Source organism: Streptococcus cuniculipharyngis, from assembly GCF_007859195.1.
Classification (GTDB): domain Bacteria; phylum Bacillota; class Bacilli; order Lactobacillales; family Streptococcaceae; genus Streptococcus; species Streptococcus cuniculipharyngis.
This window is the reverse complement of the sequence record NZ_VOHL01000003.1, coordinates 29057-46280: the sequence shown is the minus strand read 5'-3', so window position 1 is coordinate 46280 and position 17224 is coordinate 29057. Positions and strand designations below refer to the sequence as shown.

Genomic DNA, 17224 nt, shown 5'->3' with positions numbered 1-17224 from the left:
GGGCTGTTTTTTCTTGCCTCTAAAAAATATGTAAAAATTTTATATATAAGTCTTGACAAGGAAGGAGAAGTGATCTATACTTAATGTGTAAAATATTTATATATAAAAAAATTACATAAGAGAAAGGAGGAGGTCTATGTACTTTCCAACCTCATCGGTCTTGATTGAATTTCTGATTTTAGCCATTGTTGATCGGCAGGATTCCTATGGTTATGAGATTAGTCAGACCGTTAAGTTGATTGCTAATATTAAGGAGTCAACTCTCTATCCGATTTTGAAGAAATTACAAAAAGCGGGTTATTTGACGACTTATAGCAGGGAATACCAAGGGCGGCAGCGAAAATATTACATGATGACGTCTGAAGGACAAACTCATTTGCTTTTTCTCAAGGAGGAGTGGCAGGCCTATCAGACTAGGGTCAATGATATTATTGAAGGGAGATTAGATGATGACTAGAAAAGAGTATTTGGCCAAGTTGAGACGCTACCTCAAAAGATTGCCTCAGGCGGATTATCAGGAGGCTATGGATTATTTTGAAGAGTATTTTGATGAAGCTGGACCGGAACAGGAAGCCCAAGTCATTGCTGAACTAGGCAACCCACGGGAGGCAGCCAACGATATTATTCAAAATGTTTTAGACAAGCACCTGCTGGATGGTGCTTATCCAAATCGTTCAGGGGTGAAAATTCTCTGGATTGCCTTGGCGGCCCTTCTTGTGAGTCCGATTATGATTCCTTTTATCATGGTTCTATGTGCCTTTGTGGTATCCCTATTCCTTTTTGGTTTGGCTGGTATTTTTGGTTTATTGGTTGGGGTTGTGCTCAGTTTTGCAGAGGCAGTTATTTTTGCCAAGGGCTCTATGGCAGCCATGATGATGGCTCTTGGTTTGGCTCTGCTTTGCCTAGCCGGTTTGTTGTTGGCCCTTTTGGTTGTTTGGCTACTGGTTAAGTTGGTTATTTGGAGCTTGGTCGCTCTAGCGAGATGGATTAGTAAGCGAGGTAAAAAAGCATGAAAAAATGGCAAAAAGTATGGGGGATTAGTTTTTTGATGACCTTGGTCTTGGGGGTGACTCTGCTAACAGCGGGCTATGTGACAGGTGGCCTAGATGACATTAAGGAGATGAATGCACCAAAGCAAGAGAGCAAAACCTTTCAGACCATCAAGAGCCTAGACCTAGATCTTATGTACCGAGATTTACGGATCGAAGAGTCCAAGGATGATAAGGTTCACCTATCTTACTATAATGGTAAATATTTCATCGGTCAGCTCAAGGTGACCGACAATCAAGGCCAGCTCCGCCTTGAACAAAAAGAAGGTAAACAGAAAATAGGTGGTTTCTTGAGTTTAGCCAGCTTTTTCCTAAATGTAAATGATAGATATACCGATCAGACAAGGATTGTTCTGGCTGTTCCCAAGGGAGCGGTTATAGAGCGTCTTAGCGGGGAGTTGCTCAATGGAGATTTGGAGGTTAGCAACCAGAAAATCAAGGCACTAGACTATTCAGGTTCAGGGGAATTTGTTCAAACAGAAATAGCCGGTGGTCGGCTCGTATCGTCAAATGCCTTGGCCTCCTTTAAGTCAAGTCAGGTGTCCAACTTAGTTTGGGATTTGGGGGAAACCTATGGTATGGTAGCAGGTTCAACCCTGACCGATGTAAAAATCCCTTCTAGTATGAATGCTTTGCAGATGACAGATTCGACCTTGGAGCGTGTAACCATCAGTGCTGAGGAGGCTGAAGTGGAGGGTAACAATTTGACGCTGAAAGGTCAGGTCACGGTTTCAGGTGAGGAAACCAATGTGACCATGACATTAAATCCAGCCAGTCACAAGGCAAGCTCTTTTGACCTCTCAGCACCTTCTGGTCAATTATTAGTGGGGCAAGCATTGACGCAAGGAACAAAGATTAAGGACAGTGATGGGGAAGTCGCAACCTTTAACAAGGTAGTTGCTGACGAGCAAGCCTCCCTTAAAATTGCGGTAAGCGATGGTCATGTGACTGTTGACTAAAGTAAAACCAGACCAATATTGGCCTGGTTTCTTGCTATTTGCATTTTGGTGAATATTATGGGACATCAAATCCTAAAAATAATTTGGTAGAACAAGTAAACAAAAAAGCCTTGTTATCAAGGCTTTTAGTACGCAAAACATGCCCCCTGCAGGGATCGAACCTGCGACCCACGGATTAAGAGTCCGCTGCTCTGCCAGCTGAGCTAAGGAGGCAATATGCTGTATTGGTGCCGTTACCCACGATTTGTATTGAACCCGCACATCGTAAGCAGGTGGGTGACTCGCTCTGACTTAGTTGTTTCCGTGTGAGACGGCCTACATACTGCCAGAAGACTTTTGTCTCCCGAAAATACAAAAAATAGTCGGTCAACACTTAGTGTGGATTCGTACACCACAGCAACTTCTATGTTTCTATGATACCATATTTTAAAATTTTTTCAAGTCCTAATCCTTATTTTTGATAGGGCTTTCATCTTTTTTGGTTAACTGGTCAATGCGCTCCTTGTTGAGTGCAAGGGCCCGTTCATACTTACCAGTATGATTTGGGCTAAAATAGCTGACGTTTCTCAATTTATCTGGGAGATAATCTTGTTTGACCCATTTTTCTGGAAAATTGTGGGGGTAGAGATAGTCTTGGGCATTGCCCAATTCCTTGCTGCCAGCATAGTGCCCATCTCGCAGATGCCGTGGAATGGGCAGATTACCGGTCTGTTTGAGATCGGCCAGGGCTTTATCAATGGCTAGATAAGCCGAATTGGACTTGGGCGAGAGGGCAAGGTCAATGACAACATTGGCGATTAAAATTCTTGCTTCTGGGAACCCAATTTTTTGAGCAGCTTCAAGGGCAGTCACTGTATGGATTTGAGCATCGGGGTTGGCAAGGCCGATGTCCTCGTAGGCAATGACCGTTAGACGTCTGGCTAGGCTAGCCAAGTCCCCTGCAGCAATCAATCGAGCGGCATAGTGAAGGCTGGCATTGACATCAGATCCGCGAATGGATTTTTGCAAGGCAGAGAGGGTGTCATAGTGACCATCACCATCCTTGTCCATAGTGATGTAGGAGCGTTGCAGGCTATTTTCCATAATCTCCAGCGTGATGTGGTGGCTACCATCTGTCTCTGGCGGGGTGGATAGAACGGCTAAATCTAAGGAATTATAGGCGGAACGCAGGTCACCGTTGGTAGCAACTGCGATAAAGGTTAGGGCCTGAGAATCAATCTGGACAGGGAAATCATAGCCCCTTTCCTTGTCGTTTAGAGCTAGCTCAATCGCTTGTTTGATGTCGTCGGTAGTCAGGGGTTCCAACTCAAAAATTTGCACCCGACTACGAATGGCAGGTGTGACGGAGAAAAAAGGATTTTCCGTGGTTGCCCCAATCATGGTAATCAGCCCCTGTTCTAAAAGAGGAAGAAGAAAGTCCTGCTTGGTCTTGTCCAAGCGATGAATCTCGTCTAGGAGTAAGACCAAGCCACCGGAAAATTTAGCTTCTTCAGCGATTTCCTGGAGGCGTTTTTTACTGTCCACCGTGGCGTTAAAGGTGCGAAAGGCGTATTTGGTGGTACCAGCAATGGCACTAGCAATCGAGGTTTTCCCGATACCCGGAGGTCCATATAAAATCATGGAGGTTAGGCGATTGGCCTCCACCATGCGACGGATGATTTTTCCCTGCCCCACCAGATGTTCTTGACCGATAATCTGGTCAATAGATGTGGGTCGCATGCGAAGAGCGAGGTTGTCTGTCATGAAGCTTCCTTTCTAATCCCAGTTGATGGTCAGAGATAGCCCGATTTGATTGGCGAAACGACGGAGGACTCGTTTTTTGTCAGCAGTGGAGAGATTGCTATAGACATGGATATGAGGAGTGATAGGTGAGGTCAATCGCATGCCAGATTTATCAAATCGTTCAACTGTTCCGAGTAGCAGACGACTGCTCGGTCCGCCCGTTGTGACTAAAGAGAGTATCTGGTCCTTTGTTTTTGGATCTTTAAGCAAATGTTTGAAGAGATTGACATAGCAGGTAGTAGGATTTTTTCCTGAAATGATAGAACCATCGGCTAGGACAAGGGTGTAATCACGATGGTGGTCTGTGACGTTGTCTTTTTCCTGTTCGTTTGTAGAAGGTTCAAAGAGAGGGATATTGGCGACTTCTTCTAACACATTTTGGGTGATGTGCCAGATGTTGTCAGCATGAATTTTGCTGATTTTGTCGATCCAAGAGGAATTTCCTTGTGTAGCATTTTCTAGATTAAAACCTGCATCTCGAAACTCCTTGATGAGGACGGTTTCCAGATAGTCTAGTTGAGATTTGTCCAAATGCCCGTCTTCTCGCCCAAAAAAGATGACTTGATTCCACCAATCTTTTTCTTTATCGTGTTGGTAGAGGCGGGAATAAACGGAAGTGGCTGCTTGACCGATATAGCGTTTATTCTCGCCGATGAGGATATAGATACCTGCTTTTTGTGCTTCAGGTAGCTGTCTGAGGGCGTTGAGGTCGGAACGATGGGCTGAGGTCACAACACCAGGTTCTTTGGTATAGACAGTGATATTGTCTTTACCGTTATCTGCTGCAATAATAGTATGTTGCACCATGTTTTTCTCCTTGCTTTTCCACCTATTATAGCAAAAACTGTGATAAAATAGAAACAAAGAAGAAGGGGAAAAGACATGAGTAAGTATGGATTTTTGAGTGTACTAGAAGAAGAAATGGACAAGCAGTTTCACTATGATTATGCCCTGGATTGGCAAAAGCAGAATCATGCGGTGGAGCTTAGCTTTATTCTTGAACTTGGAGCAGATCAGCTGGAAGAGCCTGTGGTTTTGGAGGAGTTTGTTCTTTTTTACAACCCAGCCAAGACCAAGTTTGACGCAGATGATTATTTAGTGGCCCTACCGTTTGACCCTAAAAAGGGGTTTTCACGTGAGTTCTTAGCTTATTTTGCCCACTACCTCAATCAAGTGGCTGACGAGGGACTGGACGGCATCATGGATTTCCTGCTGGACGATGAACAGGACGATTTTACCATGGTTTGGAACGCGGAAGCCTTTGACAATGGCAGAGCAGATTTGACCGAGACGGACTTTTATCCTTATCCGAGGTATTAGATGTGTTGGATGTTTTAGAGCAGGAACAGGTATTTTCGGGGGCAAAAATCGCTCTTTTGTTGGAAAATCAAGTGGTGACAATCTTACGAGACGATAAACCAGATATCCCTTATCCTAATATGTGGGATTTTCCAGGTGGGGAAAGAGAAGAAGGGGAGACATCTTTTGCCTGTTTGCAGCGCGAGGTCTGGGAAGAGTTAGGATTAGTCATAAAGAAAGAAGAAATTATCTGGGCAAGAACCTATCAGGGAATTATCAACCCTAGGCTGTCATCCGTTTTTATGGTGGCTCCAATCACTCAGACAGTATTTGAGCAGATTGTTTTTGGAGATGAGGGGCAGGCTGATAGCTGTTGAGGATTTTTTGACCAGTGACAGGGTTATTCCCCAGTTAAAAGAGCGTTTGAGCGATTTTCTCAAATGGCAGGAAGAAAGGAAATGAAATGGACAAATGGCAAGAAATTGAGGTCACGGTTAAGCGTGATTTAGAGGAATTGGTTAGCAATCTCTTGATTGAAACAGGAAGTCAGGGCGTGGCCATTAGCGACACGGCGGATTATTTGGAGCAGGAAAATCGTTTCGGCGAGATTTTTTTGGACGTGGAACAATCCGACCAAATTGTCGTGACGGGCTACTATCCGGACACCATGGACTTGGTTTGGGTGCGTGAAAGGATTGAGCAAGGCTTGCGAGACTTGGCCATTGAGGAGGCAAGAGTCAGTGTCACTGAATTGGCCGAGGAAGATTGGGCGGACAATTGGAAAAAATATTATGAGCCGACTCGGATTACCCATGATTTAACCATTGTGCCATCATGGACGGAGTATGAGCCTATGGCAGGCGAGAAGGTTATCCGTCTGGATCCTGGCATGGCTTTTGGGACAGGCACTCACCCAACGACCAAGATGAGTCTTTTTGCCCTGTCGCAGGTCCTGCGTGGAGGTGAGACGGTCATTGATGTGGGCACGGGTTCTGGTGTTCTTTCTATTGCTAGTTCGCTCATGGGAGCAAAAGAGATTTATGCTTATGATTTAGATGATGTAGCGGTGCGCGTGGCTGAGGAAAATATTGCTCTTAATCAAACGGTGGCTAATATCCAGGTGGCAGCAGGTGATTTGTTACGAGGGGTGCCCCATGAGGCTGACGTGATTGTGGCTAATATCTTGGCAGATATCTTGGTGCATTTGACTCAAGATGCTTATCGCTTGGTCAAACCAGAGGGTTATTTGATTATGTCAGGGATTATCTCTGACAAGTGGGAACTGGTCAAGGATAAGGCGGAAGAGGCAGGATTTTTCCTTGAAACCCATCTCATTCAAGGGGAGTGGCATGCCTGTGTTTTCAAAAAGACCGAGAATCGTTCAGGAGTGATTGGTGGCTAATGCAAGAGTATTTTATCAAGGGCTTGCCTAGTGGCGAGCAAGTTAAGGTGACTGATAAGGACATCAGCAAGCACATGTTTACCGTCATGCGACTGCAAGTTGATGACGAAGTTGTCCTGGTCTTTGATGATGGCATCAAGCGTTTGGCTAGGATAAGTGATAGGGATGAGCAGCTGCTGACCCTTGTGGAAGACTTGGTTGATGATGTCGAGTTACCCGTTGCGGTGACTATTGCTATGGGCTTTCCCAAGGGGGATAAGCTGGAATTTGTGACCCAGAAGGCAACAGAGCTTGGGGCTAGTCAGCTATGGGCTTTTCCAGCTGACTGGTCGGTGGTTCGTTGGGATGCTAAAAAACTGGCAAAAAAAGCAGAAAAACTAGAAAAAATTGCTCAGGGGGCTGCTCAGCAGAGCAAACGTAATAAAATCCCAAGTGTGCAACTGTTTGCCCATAAAAAAGACTTTTTGGCAGAGGTTGCTCAGTTTGACCAGATTTTTCTGGCCTATGAAGAAAGCGCCAAACAGGGCGAGCAAGCTCAGCTGGTCAAGGGCTTGTCCCAGTTGGAGCCGGGTCAAAAAATCCTTTTTATCTTTGGCCCAGAGGGTGGCATTTCGCCAGCAGAAGTGGCAGACTTGACTGATTTGGGGGCGGTGTCAGTCGGTTTGGGGCCACGAATTTTGCGGGCAGAAACGGCTCCCTTGTACGCCTTGAGTGCGGTTAGTGTTGCCCTGGAACTAAAGGGTTAGGAGGAAAAACAATGGTAACCATTAGAGATGTGGCGAAGTTGGCCGGTGTGTCGCCCTCAACGGCTTCACGAGTCATGAATGACAGTGCGATGATTAGTGAGGCAACTAAGCAGCGGGTCCGTCAGGCCATGAAGGAATTGGACTACTCCCCTAATTATTCGGCGAGAAATCTAGTGAAACGTCATGCCAATACGATCGGTATTGTCCTACCAGTTCGGGAAAATCAAGATTTTCTTGGAAACAATCCTTTTTTCATGCAGTTGATTCAAGGAATTGCTAGTGTGTGTACGGAACATCAATTTATGGTTAGTTTGGCAACAGGGCGGACGGAAGAAGAGATGATGACCAATTTACAAAACCTGATTCGCAGTGGCCATATTGCCAAATTTATCTTTTTATATTCTAAAAAAAATGACCCTGTCTTTCAGTTTATGTTAGAGCAAGACGTGGCTTGTGTCGTGGTTGGTCAATCTTATGGTCAGCCAACATCTCAGGTGGCCTTTGTTGACAATGACAACTACCGAGCAGGTCAGGATGTGGCAACTTTTCTGCTAGATAAAGGTTATACCCAGATTTGCTATGCTTATACGGACATGAATGAATTGGTACAGGCAGACCGTTATGCTGGCTATGAGGAAGTCATGCGTGATCATCAGCGACCAAGCTATGCCATGATGTTATCGCGGGTGGATAGTGAGAAAAATGAGCAGACCTTGCGGAGTTTTTTACAGAAAAATCGTCAAATTCAGGCTTTCATTACTTGTGATGATGCCATGGCTATTCGTTTGCAGAAATTGTTTAAGGCCTTGAAAATTTCTTCGCGCCGTTATGCCATCATCAGTTTTAATAACTCAGTTCTAGCAGAAATGGCAATGCCTTCGCTATCCTCGGTTGAAATTTTTCCAATGGAGTTGGGACAGACAGCAGCTAGATTAGTCCTAAATCAGACAGGCCAAGAGGAGATTGCTCATATTACCCATGAGATTATTGAACGTGACTCTACCCCAAATTTGCAACAGCCTTCTTAGTTTTGTTAAGGAGGCTGTTTGTTAATTTATCCCTGTCCTTGTGGCTTTTTCCACAAATATGGTATAATAGAGTAACCTTAGAATAGTTGGAGTGATAGTTTGAGAAAGAGTTATCGGGTAAAGACAGAACGAGACTTTGAGATGATTTTTCGGCAGGGAACCAGCCTGGCTAATCGAAAGTTTGTGGTCTATTTTTTGGAAAAGGAGCAGCCACATTTTCGTGTCGGCCTATCTGTAAGTAAAAAATTAGGCAATGCGGTCGTTCGAAACGCGATAAAACGTCAATTACGCCATCTCTTACAGGATTTTAGTGCTCATCTGCGCCCCTATGATTTTGTTGTGATTGCACGAAAGGGTGTTGAGGAATTGACTCATCAGGAGATACGACAAAATCTCCTCCATGTTTTGAAATTAGCGAAACTTTATCAGGAAGGATTGGAAGATGAAACGGAAAGTAAAGCTTAGTGCAGTTTTGGGAGCAAGTCTCCTTCTGCTATCGGCTTGTGGTCAGGGCAGGATTTCGCCCCAGTCGGCTAGTCTGTGGGAAAAATTTGTTTATTTCTTTGCCCAGGGGATTCAGGCCCTGTCATTTGGTGGCCAAATTTGGTTAGGGATTGTGCTTTTTACCTTGTTGATTAGGACAGTGCTTCTTCCACTCTTTAATATGCAACAAAAATCTAGCCAAAAAATGCAGGATTTACAACCCCAGTTGCGGGCCCTCCAAGCACAATATCCAGGCAAGGATACGGATAGCCGTTTACGTCTGGCCGAAGCCAGTCAGGCCCTTTATCAGGAACACGGGGTCAATCCTTATGCCAGTTTGCTACCGTTGTTGATTCAGATGCCAGTACTCCTGGCCCTTTATCAGGCTCTGACACGGGTGGATTTCTTGAAGACGGGGTCTTTTCTGTGGACAGAGATTGCGAAACCTGACCCCTATTTTATTCTACCGCTTTTAGCCGCTGCTTTAACTTTTTTATCATCTTGGTTGACGACCAGATCAGCTATTGAGAAAAATAGTGTCATGACAGCCATGACCTATATGATGCCAGTGATGATTTTGCTCATTAGTTTCAATCTAGCTAGTGGGGTTGTTCTTTATTGGACAGTATCTAATGCTTATCAAGTTTTCCAAATTTTGTTGTTGAATAACCCCTTTAAAATAATTGCTGAGCGCCAGCGTTTGGCCCAGGAAGAGAAAGAAAAAACAATGAAAATCAGACGTGCCAAGAAAAAAGCACAGAAGAGAAAGAAATAAGGAGACAATCATGGTAGTATTCACAGGAAGTACTGTTGAAGAGGCAATTGATAAGGGGCTAAAAGAGTTGAAGATTTCTCGGATTAAGGCCCATATTCAAGTTCTTTCGCGGGAGAAGAAAGGTTTCCTTGGTTTTGGTAAAAAACCTGCCCAGGTTGACATGGAACCCATTAGCCCGGTAGCTTTAGCTGATCATTTGCAGGCGACTAAAAAGGATAAGCCTGATTTATCACAAACCTTTGGTGATACGAAAGAGTTACGGAAGGTGACTAGCATTATTAAGCGCTTGGAAGAGCGGGGAGAATTGGTTGATAAGGTGAAGGAGGAAAACCTATCAGAATCGAAAATTTTCTCGAAATCAATGTTGAAGGATGCTCTAGGTCTAGATTTTGACAAGGACTTGGTAGAGGCGGAGCCGGCACCAGTTGAGGAGCTTGGAAAATCAGAGGAGCTCTCTTCGGAGGTGTTAAAGCCCGAAGTGGTTACGGCTCTTGAGTTGGTGCCTGATTCGGTCGCAGAGGCGTCAGTATCTAGTGGGGAAATGTTGAGTTCTGAGACGGGTCATCTTGTTGAAGAAGGTCAAGAAATCGGTCAGGTTAAGATAGAAGAGGCAGCCCAGGAGGTGGCCGACTATGTTAAACAGATTATCTATGAGATGGATGTAGATGCTAGCCTAGATGTGAAGTATGACCGTCGACAAATCAGCCTTCAGATTGAAACACCAGAGGCAGGGCGCGTGATTGGCTACCATGGTAAGGTCTTGAAGTCTCTTCAGTTGCTAGCGCAGAATTTCTTGTATGACCGCTATGCCCGTCATTTTGCAGTGTCCATCAATGTCCATGACTATGTTGAACATCGCATGGAAACCCTGATTGAGTTCACGCAAAAAATTGCCCAGCGGGTACTAAGTTCAGGCGAGGACTATGTCATGGATTCAATGAGCAATCAGGAACGTAAAATTGTTCATAAGACCATTGCTAAGATGGATGGTGTTGTTAGTTATTCAGAGGGTAGTGACCCCAATCGCTATGTGGTGGTGACCCTAGCTGACCAGTAGAGAATAAAGAGGATTGAAGCAACCAATCCTCTTTTTGTTTGCAGATAAGGACCTTTGACCAGTCTTTTTTAACCACTTGGCAAGGATTGGCCCACAAGAGTTACTAATCATGCTATGATAAGAGTACATAAGGGAAAGGAGAAATCAATGAAATGGAGATTTGAACAAGATTTGGACCAAGAGGAGTTACTCATAACCCTCTCTAAACAAGCCTATGACCAAGAGGTGGCAGCTTTAGTGGCTTATTTGGAAACCTTTGGTCAGTTGGATAAGTTAGCCATTAAGGTTGACGATCGCATTATTTTGCTGGCTCAAGCAGATGTGATTTTGGTAGAAGTGGTGGCTGATCGTTTGGTTGTGGAGCCGACCAGCCAGCGTTTTGAGTTAAAAGACCGTCTTTATCGCTTTAAGGAGCGGTTGAATGTGGCAGACTTTGTGCAGATTTCACGGCAGACCATTATTAACATCAATCATCTCAAAAGTTTGGAGGCCAGTTTTTCAGGCAATCTCTTGGCTCATTTAAGCAAGGGCTTGAAAACCTCAGTTAGTCGTCGTTATGTCAAGAATTTAGAAAGGACCTTAGGAATATGAAAAAAATAGTGGTAGCAGCTTCAGTTGGTGTGGGCATTGGCTCATTCGTCTTTTTGTGGCAGTTGGTGACTTTCCAATTAGTCCCTAGCGTGAGCAATGTACTCAGTGTCAGTCTAGTCAGTGCCCTGATTGGCGTGGTCAGTTTGGTTTACGATATTGAAAAATGGAGTTTGTGGCTGCGTTCGTTTCTTCACTGCCTGGCCCTCTTTCTCTTGATTGGTGGGATGAATGTCTATAATGGTTGGGTAAATCTAGCTAGTTTCGCCGATTTTATCGTCAACTTTTTCATCACTTATCTCATCATTTGGGGAATTTTGTTTGTTTATGGTCTGGCTAAGGCCAAAAAGATTAACCAGCATTTGAAAGAAAGAGCTTGACAAGGCCAATCTTTTGAGATAAAATGATATGGTATGTTTAGTATCTGATCAACAATAGCCGGCTAAACCTATACGAAAATCTATGAGGAGGTCCAAATCGTGAAACGTACTTATCAACCAAGTAAAATTCGTCGTCAACGTAAACACGGTTTCCGTCACCGTATGTCAACTAAAAACGGTCGTCGCGTATTAGCAAGCCGTCGTCGTAAAGGACGTAAAGTTTTATCTGCATAAGATAAGAAAAACCAACAGTAACTCGAGTCTGTTGGTTTTTTTGTGTTATTCGTTTAGCTTAGAGACTGGTCGGGTCAGGCACTTCTTCAAGGAGAAAATGAAGAAATTTTTCGCCCATTTTTGAGAGATTGGCTTTTTGGTGTTTAAGATAAACAATCTCAATTTCATCGTCAACATCAAGAGGGATGGAAACGATATTGTGGTCGTTGAGGTTGCTATTGAGAATCCCAGTTGCCAAGGTATAGCCATCCAGACCAATCATCAGGTTGAAGAGGGTGGCACGGTCACTGACCACGATTGACTTTTTATGGGAGAGTTGTGACATGATTTCTTCTGAAAAATAGAAGGAGTTATGGAAACCTTGGTCATAGCTGAGATAGGGAAAATCAGCCAATTCATCAAGGCTGACCTGTTGACGGTTGGCCAAGGGATTGTCTTTGCTGACAAAGATATGGGGATGGGCCTTGAAGAGACTGGTGTAGGTCAGTTGGTTGTCATCAAACATCTTGGTTAGGACATCACGGTTATAATTGTTGAGAAAAAGGACACCAATCTCTGAGCGAAAATTTTTCACATCGTCAATGATTTCCCAGGTTCTGGTTTCGCGTAAAAAAAGCTCATACTGGCTCATGTCAATCCCTTTCAGTAGGGCCACGAAGGCATTAACCACGAAAGAATAGTGCTGAGAGGAAACACTGAAGAGTTCCCGGTTGGCTGTTTTGTTCTTGTACCGTTCTTCCAAGAGTGAGGTTTGCTCAACGACCTGCCGAGCATAGGAGAGAAACTCGACACCGTCGCGGGTCAAGGTAATGCCCTTAGAATGACGAATGAAAATCTCAATCCCCATCTCCTGCTCCAATTCACGAACAGCGTGAGATAGGCTGGGCTGGGTAATAAAGAGCTGCTTGGCAGCTTCGTTGATACTGCCAGTTTCGACGATTTTGATGATGTAATGAAGTTGTTGAATACGCATGTTTCTATTTTATCACATGTCATCTTGATGAGAGAAGAAAAAGGATGATAAAAAGGCTATAAATTGAAAAAACAAAGTGAATATGATATAATTAAGCGATACTTTAAGGAATAATTAAGATTTAGTAAATTAAGGAACTGAACATGGCAAGTAGAAGAAGTAGGAGTCGCAAGAGATTATCAGCCTGGGGAGTAGCCAATTTGGCGCTCTTATTGGTTTACACAATCGTTGCTTTAATGGTGATTTTCACCATGTATTCCTATCAATTTTTAGATTTTAGTCAGGTCAATGTGATTTATACAGTTGTCCTGTTGATTGTATTTTTATTAGGTTTAGTCCTGATTCTCTTAAAAAAGGCCAGTCGTATAACGACGGTCTTACTGACGGTCGTTACCCTAATTGGTTTGGTGACGCTGTTCTTCTTTAAATCGACGATTGATGTGACCGGAAAACTCAATCAAACAGCCTCGTTTTCTGAAGTAGAAATGAGCGTGGTGGTTCCGGCAGATAGCGAGATAACAGATGTCTCACAAGTGACGGAAATACAAGCGCCAGTGGCCAAGGATAGGACCAATATTGAGTCCTTATTAGGCCAATTACAGGAAGAAAAAGGGATTAGCCTCACTCCCCAAGAGGTTGATTCTTATTCAGAAGCCTATAATAAGCTGACCACGGGGGCCAGCAAGGCAATGGTTTTAAACAGTGCTTACATGAGTTTGTTGGAAGACGATTATGCGACTAAGATTAAAACCATTTATAGCTACAAGGTGAAAAAAGAAATCACCCCACCAACTACAGATACACAAACGAATGCAGGGGTCTTCAATATTTATATCAGTGGGATTGACACTTACGGCCCCATCTCATCGGTATCGCGTTCAGATGTTAACATCATCATGACGGTCAATCAAAACACCAATAAGGTCCTATTGACCACCACTCCTCGAGATGCCTACGTTCAAATTCCTGATGGGGGAAACAATCAGTATGATAAGCTGACCCATGCGGGGATTTACGGTGTGGAAACATCCATGAAAACCCTGGAAAATCTCTATGGCATTAAGTTGGATTATTATGCTCGTATCAACTTTACCTCTTTCTTGACCTTGATTGACTTAGTCGGAGGGATTGAGGTCTATAATGACCAGGCCTTTACGAGTTGGACTAATAGCAAGTATAGTTTCCCAGTCGGCAATGTCAGCCTCAACTCTGAGCAGGCTCTGGCCTTTGTTCGTGAACGTTATTCATTGGCAAATGGGGATAATGATCGTGGTAAAAACCAAGAAAAGGTTATTGCTGCGGTGATTAACAAGCTAGTATCAGTTAATTCCCTGTCAAATTTCTCTAATATTATCAATGGTTTGGGAAGTTCGGTACAGACCAATATGCCTTTGCCAACCATGATGTCCTTGGCTAATAACCAGTTGAAATCTGGTCAGAGTTACACAGTCGTTTCTCAAGCCCTAACGGGAACTGGTTCAACAGGGCAATTGACTTCCTACGCAATGCCAAATGCTAGTCTGTACATGATGACCATTGATGACAACAGTCTAGCGACTGTTAAGCAAGCAATACAAGATACAATGGAGGGTAGGTAGATGATTGATGTTCATTCGCACATTATCTTTGACGTGGATGATGGGCCTAAAACCTTGGAGGATAGCCTAGCCTTAATTAAGGAAAGTTATCGTCAGGGGGTTCGTACCATTGTAGCGACATCTCATCGGCGTAAAGGCATGTTTGAAACCCCTGAGGAAAAAATTTGGGCAAATTTCCAGCTTGTCAAGGAGGCTGTGGCTGAGCAGTTGCCGGACCTGACCCTCCTGTATGGTGGAGAACTTTATTATTCTGACCGCGTTCAAGCAGGTTTGGAGCAACAGACAGTCCCTACGATGGCGGGCACACGTTTTGCCCTAATTGAGTTCAGCATGACAACGTCTTGGAAAGACATGCACAATGCCTTGACCCAGGTCCTTCTGCTGGGGATTACCCCTTTGATTGCTCATATTGAGCGGTACAATGCTTTGGAATTTGACAAAAAGCGGGTACAGGAGCTGATTAACATGGGGTGCTATACTCAGATTAATTCCAATCATGTTTTAAAGCCAAAATTCTTTGGTGACCGTCATAAGGTTTTTAAAAAACGGGCGCGCTATTTCTTAGAGGAAGACTTGGTCCACTGTGTTGCCAGTGACATGCACAATTTGACAGAGCGTCCCCCATATATGAAAGAAGCGCAAGAATTAATTCGTAAAGAGTTTGGGCGTCAGCGAGCACAGGACCTATTTGAAGTTAACCCAAGCGTCTTACTAGAAAATAAATTTATATAGGAGTAAAAATGAATACACAACCATCTCAAACTGCAGAAATTGATGTGCTTTATTTGTTGAAAAAATTATGGAGCAATAAGTTTCTGATTACTTTAATTGCTGTTGTTGGAGCCTTGTCAGGTTTGTTAATCAGTCTTTTCTTGATTACACCAGAATACACATCGGTAACTCGTATTTACGTGGTTAATCAGAATTCTAATAGCAATAACATCACAACTCAGGACTTGCAGGCGGGTGATTACTTGGTTAACGACTACAAGGAAATTATTCGGTCAAATGATGTGCTATCAGCAGTCATCGCCAACAATGGTCTGTCTATGGACGTTGAAGACCTGTTGAAAAAGGTTAAGGTCTCAATTCCGACAGATACCCGGGTGATTTCAATTTTGGTTGAAGATAAGGACCCACAACTGGCAAGTAGTTTGGCTAACTCTATTCGTGAGATTGCCGCAGAGAAAATCAAGAGCGTTACCCGTGTGGAAGATGTGACCACTCTAGAAGTGGCAGAGCCTTCTGAAGAACCATCATCTCCAAATATCAAGCGTAATGTTGTTTTGGGTGCCTTGGTTGGTGGTGTATTAGCTGTCATCAGTGTCTTGTTGATGGAGATTTTAGATGACCGTGTTAAGCGTCCAGAAGATGTTGAAGAAGTTTTGGGAATCACCTTGCTTGGTGTGGTTCCAGATACTGATAAGTTGTAAGAGGAGGATTTATGTCACAGTTAGAATTAGTCAGAGGCAAGGCCCTCTTAGCTAAAAAAGCAGAAGAGTATTATAATTCTATTCGAACAAATATTCAATTTAGCGGAACGGAGTTGAAAATTATTGTTGTTAGTTCTGTTCAACCCAATGAAGGAAAATCAACAACCTCAACCAACCTAGCTATCTCTTTTGCTCGCGCTGGTTTTAAAACCCTCTTGATTGATGCCGACACCCGGAATTCGGTCATGACAGGAACCTTTAAGGCGACTAGTCGGATTACAGGCTTGTCTAGCTACCTATCAGGTAATAGTCAGTTGTCTGATGCCATTTGTGATACTAATGTGGAAAACCTTATGGTCATCCCGTCAGGTAAGGTACCACCTAACCCAACCAATCTCTTGCAGAATACCAATTTTACAACGATGCTAAACACGGTACGTGACTTGTATGATTATGTCATCATTGATTCTCCACCAATTGGTCTAGTTATTGATGCGGCTATCATTGCTAAACAGTGTGACGCCAGCATTTTGGTGACAGAATCGGGTAGTATCAAGCGCAAGTTTGTTCAAAAGGCCAAGGAACAACTGGAGCAAAGTGGTGCCCTGTTCTTGGGGATTATTTTGAATAAGGTTGATCCAACCTTGGATTCTTATGGTTCATACGGTGGTTATGGTGGTTACGGTCGTTACGGTGAATACGGTAAGGCTGCAGAGAAGAAACAAAAACGTAAGAAAAAGAAGGCAAAGCGTTCAGAAGATTAGAAAACGTATCTTAGAAAGAAGGAGACAATGAATGTATTAAATAATATTTACATTAACTATGTTAAGCGGCTAATAGATATTATTATTGCCTTGTTAGGGATTTTGCTAGGCTTTATCCCTAGTTTCATTGTCATTTTTATCATTTATAAGGTTAAAGGTTATTCTGGAAGTATCTTCTTTACCCAAGAGCGATTTGGTTTAAATCGGAAGACCTTTAAGATTATCAAATTTAGGTCAATGGTTCCTAATGCTGAGGAGATTCTCAAATCGGATAAGAAACTTTATCAAAAATACATTGATAATAGCTATAAACTAGCCCCTGAAGAAGACCCTAGATTGACAAATATTGGAGCGTTTATCCGTCGAACTAGTATTGATGAATTTCCGCAATTTATCAATATTCTCAAAGGAGATATGAGTTTTATTGGCCCAAGACCTATCCTGGAGGATGAGTTAAGCGAATACACTGCTGAGGAGCAAAAGGAGTTGCTATCAGTCAAACCAGGGGCAACAGGCTGGTGGCAAGTATCAGGACGTAGTGAAGTTTACTACCCTGAACGTTGTGAGTTGGAGCTTTACTATGCTAAAAATATATCCTTAGCCTTAGATGTGAAAATCATGCTATTGACGGTGAAAAAAGTCTTAACACGTCAGGGAGCCCACTAAGATTGGGG

Annotated in this window: 21 protein-coding genes, 1 tRNA gene, 1 other RNA gene and 1 pseudogene; 19 read left to right on the top strand and 5 right to left on the bottom strand. The window is 43.4% G+C overall.

Features of this window, described 5'->3' with window-relative positions; genetic code table 11:
* Window positions 1-136 precede the first annotated feature (136 nt).
* The 3 genes from FRX57_RS05105 to FRX57_RS05095 are packed head-to-tail and all read left to right on the top strand — an operon-like array spanning window position 137 to window position 2008.
* Window positions 137-457: a PadR family transcriptional regulator gene (locus FRX57_RS05105; protein WP_146567346.1), complete on the top strand. Its 321-nt coding sequence runs from the start codon at window positions 137-139 to the stop codon at window positions 455-457.
* Window positions 447-1013, top strand: a complete 567-nt coding sequence (locus tag FRX57_RS05100; protein WP_146567344.1) for a DUF1700 domain-containing protein — start codon at window positions 447-449, stop codon at window positions 1011-1013. Before FRX57_RS05105 ends, FRX57_RS05100 begins: the two co-directional genes overlap by 11 nt.
* Complete coding sequence (locus FRX57_RS05095) at window positions 1010-2008, top strand: DUF4097 family beta strand repeat-containing protein (RefSeq protein WP_146567342.1); 999 nt, start codon at window positions 1010-1012, stop codon at window positions 2006-2008. Before FRX57_RS05100 ends, FRX57_RS05095 begins: the two co-directional genes overlap by 4 nt.
* Window positions 2009-2148: 140 nt before the next feature.
* Here FRX57_RS05095 and FRX57_RS05090 read toward each other — a convergent pair.
* From FRX57_RS05090 to FRX57_RS05075, 4 genes are all read right to left on the bottom strand, one after another.
* Window positions 2149-2221: transfer RNA gene (locus FRX57_RS05090), tRNA-Lys, on the bottom strand.
* Window positions 2221-2411, bottom strand: a non-coding RNA gene (ssrS, locus tag FRX57_RS05085) — 6S RNA. Before ssrS ends, FRX57_RS05090 begins: the two co-directional genes overlap by 1 nt.
* Before the next feature lie 41 nt (window positions 2412-2452).
* The gene (locus FRX57_RS05080; protein WP_146567340.1) at window positions 2453-3751 is read right to left on the bottom strand and encodes a replication-associated recombination protein A; all 1299 of its coding nucleotides are present in this window, start codon (window positions 3749-3751) and stop codon (window positions 2453-2455) included.
* A gap of 12 nt (window positions 3752-3763) precedes the next feature.
* Window positions 3764-4597 (bottom strand): GIY-YIG nuclease family protein, encoded by an 834-nt coding sequence (locus FRX57_RS05075; protein ID WP_146567338.1) that lies wholly within the window; start codon window positions 4595-4597, stop codon window positions 3764-3766.
* 75 nt (window positions 4598-4672) lie between these two features.
* On the opposite strand from FRX57_RS05075, the gene FRX57_RS05070 reads away from it, so the two are divergent.
* From FRX57_RS05070 to rpmH, 11 genes and pseudogenes are all read left to right on the top strand, one after another.
* Complete coding sequence (locus FRX57_RS05070; RefSeq protein ID WP_146567336.1) at window positions 4673-5110, top strand: DUF3013 family protein; 438 nt, start codon at window positions 4673-4675, stop codon at window positions 5108-5110.
* A gap of 5 nt (window positions 5111-5115) precedes the next feature.
* Window positions 5116-5551, top strand: a pseudogene (locus tag FRX57_RS05065) (NUDIX hydrolase).
* A gap of 1 nt (window position 5552) precedes the next feature.
* Window positions 5553-6491, top strand: coding sequence for a 50S ribosomal protein L11 methyltransferase (gene prmA / locus FRX57_RS05060; RefSeq protein ID WP_146567334.1), 939 nt, complete (start codon window positions 5553-5555; stop codon window positions 6489-6491).
* Window positions 6491-7237, top strand: a complete 747-nt coding sequence (locus FRX57_RS05055) for a 16S rRNA (uracil(1498)-N(3))-methyltransferase (protein WP_146567332.1) — start codon at window positions 6491-6493, stop codon at window positions 7235-7237. The genes prmA and FRX57_RS05055 overlap by 1 nt, the downstream gene beginning before the upstream one ends.
* Before the next feature lie 11 nt (window positions 7238-7248).
* On the top strand, window positions 7249-8265 hold the full coding sequence (locus FRX57_RS05050) for a LacI family DNA-binding transcriptional regulator (protein WP_146567330.1): 1017 nt from the start codon (window positions 7249-7251) through the stop codon (window positions 8263-8265).
* Between the two features lie 99 nt (window positions 8266-8364).
* On the top strand, window positions 8365-8730 hold the full coding sequence (gene rnpA / locus FRX57_RS05045; protein ID WP_146567328.1) for a ribonuclease P protein component: 366 nt from the start codon (window positions 8365-8367) through the stop codon (window positions 8728-8730).
* On the top strand, window positions 8708-9523 hold the full coding sequence (locus FRX57_RS05040; RefSeq protein WP_146567325.1) for a YidC/Oxa1 family membrane protein insertase: 816 nt from the start codon (window positions 8708-8710) through the stop codon (window positions 9521-9523). The genes rnpA and FRX57_RS05040 overlap by 23 nt, the downstream gene beginning before the upstream one ends.
* A 10-nt stretch (window positions 9524-9533) precedes the next feature.
* The gene (gene jag / locus FRX57_RS05035) at window positions 9534-10580 is read left to right on the top strand and encodes an RNA-binding cell elongation regulator Jag/EloR (RefSeq protein ID WP_146567323.1); all 1047 of its coding nucleotides are present in this window, start codon (window positions 9534-9536) and stop codon (window positions 10578-10580) included.
* Between the two features lie 147 nt (window positions 10581-10727).
* Window positions 10728-11171, top strand: coding sequence for a LytTR family DNA-binding domain-containing protein (locus FRX57_RS05030; RefSeq protein WP_146567321.1), 444 nt, complete (start codon window positions 10728-10730; stop codon window positions 11169-11171).
* The gene (locus tag FRX57_RS05025; protein ID WP_146567319.1) at window positions 11168-11548 is read left to right on the top strand and encodes a DUF3021 domain-containing protein; all 381 of its coding nucleotides are present in this window, start codon (window positions 11168-11170) and stop codon (window positions 11546-11548) included. The genes FRX57_RS05030 and FRX57_RS05025 overlap by 4 nt, the downstream gene beginning before the upstream one ends.
* 99 nt (window positions 11549-11647) lie before the next feature.
* Complete coding sequence (gene rpmH / locus FRX57_RS05020; RefSeq protein ID WP_000831903.1) at window positions 11648-11782, top strand: 50S ribosomal protein L34; 135 nt, start codon at window positions 11648-11650, stop codon at window positions 11780-11782.
* Window positions 11783-11840: 58 nt separating this feature from the next.
* Here the strand turns inward: rpmH and FRX57_RS05015 are convergent, their stop codons facing one another.
* Complete coding sequence (locus FRX57_RS05015; RefSeq protein ID WP_146567317.1) at window positions 11841-12755, bottom strand: LysR family transcriptional regulator; 915 nt, start codon at window positions 12753-12755, stop codon at window positions 11841-11843.
* 143 nt (window positions 12756-12898) lie between these two features.
* Between FRX57_RS05015 and cpsA the strand changes: the two genes are divergently transcribed.
* The 5 genes from cpsA to FRX57_RS04990 are packed head-to-tail and all read left to right on the top strand — an operon-like array spanning window position 12899 to window position 17216.
* A complete protein-coding gene (cpsA, locus tag FRX57_RS05010; protein WP_146567316.1) occupies window positions 12899-14353 on the top strand; it encodes an LCP family glycopolymer transferase CpsA in 1455 nt (484 codons plus the stop codon).
* On the top strand, window positions 14354-15085 hold the full coding sequence (gene cps4B, locus FRX57_RS05005) for a capsular polysaccharide biosynthesis protein Cps4B (protein ID WP_146567315.1): 732 nt from the start codon (window positions 14354-14356) through the stop codon (window positions 15083-15085).
* Between the two features lie 8 nt (window positions 15086-15093).
* Entirely contained in the window at window positions 15094-15786 is a 693-nt protein-coding gene (locus FRX57_RS05000; RefSeq protein WP_146567314.1) for a Wzz/FepE/Etk N-terminal domain-containing protein, read from the top strand.
* Window positions 15787-15797: 11 nt separating this feature from the next.
* The gene (locus FRX57_RS04995; RefSeq protein WP_146567313.1) at window positions 15798-16550 is read left to right on the top strand and encodes a tyrosine-protein kinase; all 753 of its coding nucleotides are present in this window, start codon (window positions 15798-15800) and stop codon (window positions 16548-16550) included.
* Window positions 16551-16577: 27 nt separating this feature from the next.
* A complete protein-coding gene (locus FRX57_RS04990; protein ID WP_146567312.1) occupies window positions 16578-17216 on the top strand; it encodes a sugar transferase in 639 nt (212 codons plus the stop codon).
* The last annotated feature ends 8 nt before the right edge of the window (window positions 17217-17224 follow it).

Coding starts and splice junctions, on each gene's coding strand:
- FRX57_RS05105 (WP_146567346.1), top strand. CDS start 137: ATGTACTTTCCAACCTCATCGGTCTTGATTGAATTTCTGATTTTAGCC.
- FRX57_RS04995 (WP_146567313.1), top strand. CDS start 15,798: ATGTCACAGTTAGAATTAGTCAGAGGCAAGGCCCTCTTAGCTAAAAAA.
- cps4B (WP_146567315.1), top strand. CDS start 14,354: ATGATTGATGTTCATTCGCACATTATCTTTGACGTGGATGATGGGCCT.
- FRX57_RS05050 (WP_146567330.1), top strand. CDS start 7,249: ATGGTAACCATTAGAGATGTGGCGAAGTTGGCCGGTGTGTCGCCCTCA.
- FRX57_RS04990 (WP_146567312.1), top strand. CDS start 16,578: ATGAATGTATTAAATAATATTTACATTAACTATGTTAAGCGGCTAATA.
- prmA (WP_146567334.1), top strand. CDS start 5,553: ATGGACAAATGGCAAGAAATTGAGGTCACGGTTAAGCGTGATTTAGAG.
- FRX57_RS05015 (WP_146567317.1), bottom strand. CDS start 12,755: ATGCGTATTCAACAACTTCATTACATCATCAAAATCGTCGAAACTGGC.
- cpsA (WP_146567316.1), top strand. CDS start 12,899: ATGGCAAGTAGAAGAAGTAGGAGTCGCAAGAGATTATCAGCCTGGGGA.
- FRX57_RS05070 (WP_146567336.1), top strand. CDS start 4,673: ATGAGTAAGTATGGATTTTTGAGTGTACTAGAAGAAGAAATGGACAAG.
- FRX57_RS05100 (WP_146567344.1), top strand. CDS start 447: ATGATGACTAGAAAAGAGTATTTGGCCAAGTTGAGACGCTACCTCAAA.
- FRX57_RS05025 (WP_146567319.1), top strand. CDS start 11,168: ATGAAAAAAATAGTGGTAGCAGCTTCAGTTGGTGTGGGCATTGGCTCA.
- FRX57_RS05075 (WP_146567338.1), bottom strand. CDS start 4,597: ATGGTGCAACATACTATTATTGCAGCAGATAACGGTAAAGACAATATC.
- FRX57_RS05055 (WP_146567332.1), top strand. CDS start 6,491: ATGCAAGAGTATTTTATCAAGGGCTTGCCTAGTGGCGAGCAAGTTAAG.
- jag (WP_146567323.1), top strand. CDS start 9,534: ATGGTAGTATTCACAGGAAGTACTGTTGAAGAGGCAATTGATAAGGGG.
- FRX57_RS05095 (WP_146567342.1), top strand. CDS start 1,010: ATGAAAAAATGGCAAAAAGTATGGGGGATTAGTTTTTTGATGACCTTG.
- FRX57_RS05080 (WP_146567340.1), bottom strand. CDS start 3,751: ATGACAGACAACCTCGCTCTTCGCATGCGACCCACATCTATTGACCAG.
- FRX57_RS05040 (WP_146567325.1), top strand. CDS start 8,708: ATGAAACGGAAAGTAAAGCTTAGTGCAGTTTTGGGAGCAAGTCTCCTT.
- FRX57_RS05000 (WP_146567314.1), top strand. CDS start 15,094: ATGAATACACAACCATCTCAAACTGCAGAAATTGATGTGCTTTATTTG.
- FRX57_RS05030 (WP_146567321.1), top strand. CDS start 10,728: ATGAAATGGAGATTTGAACAAGATTTGGACCAAGAGGAGTTACTCATA.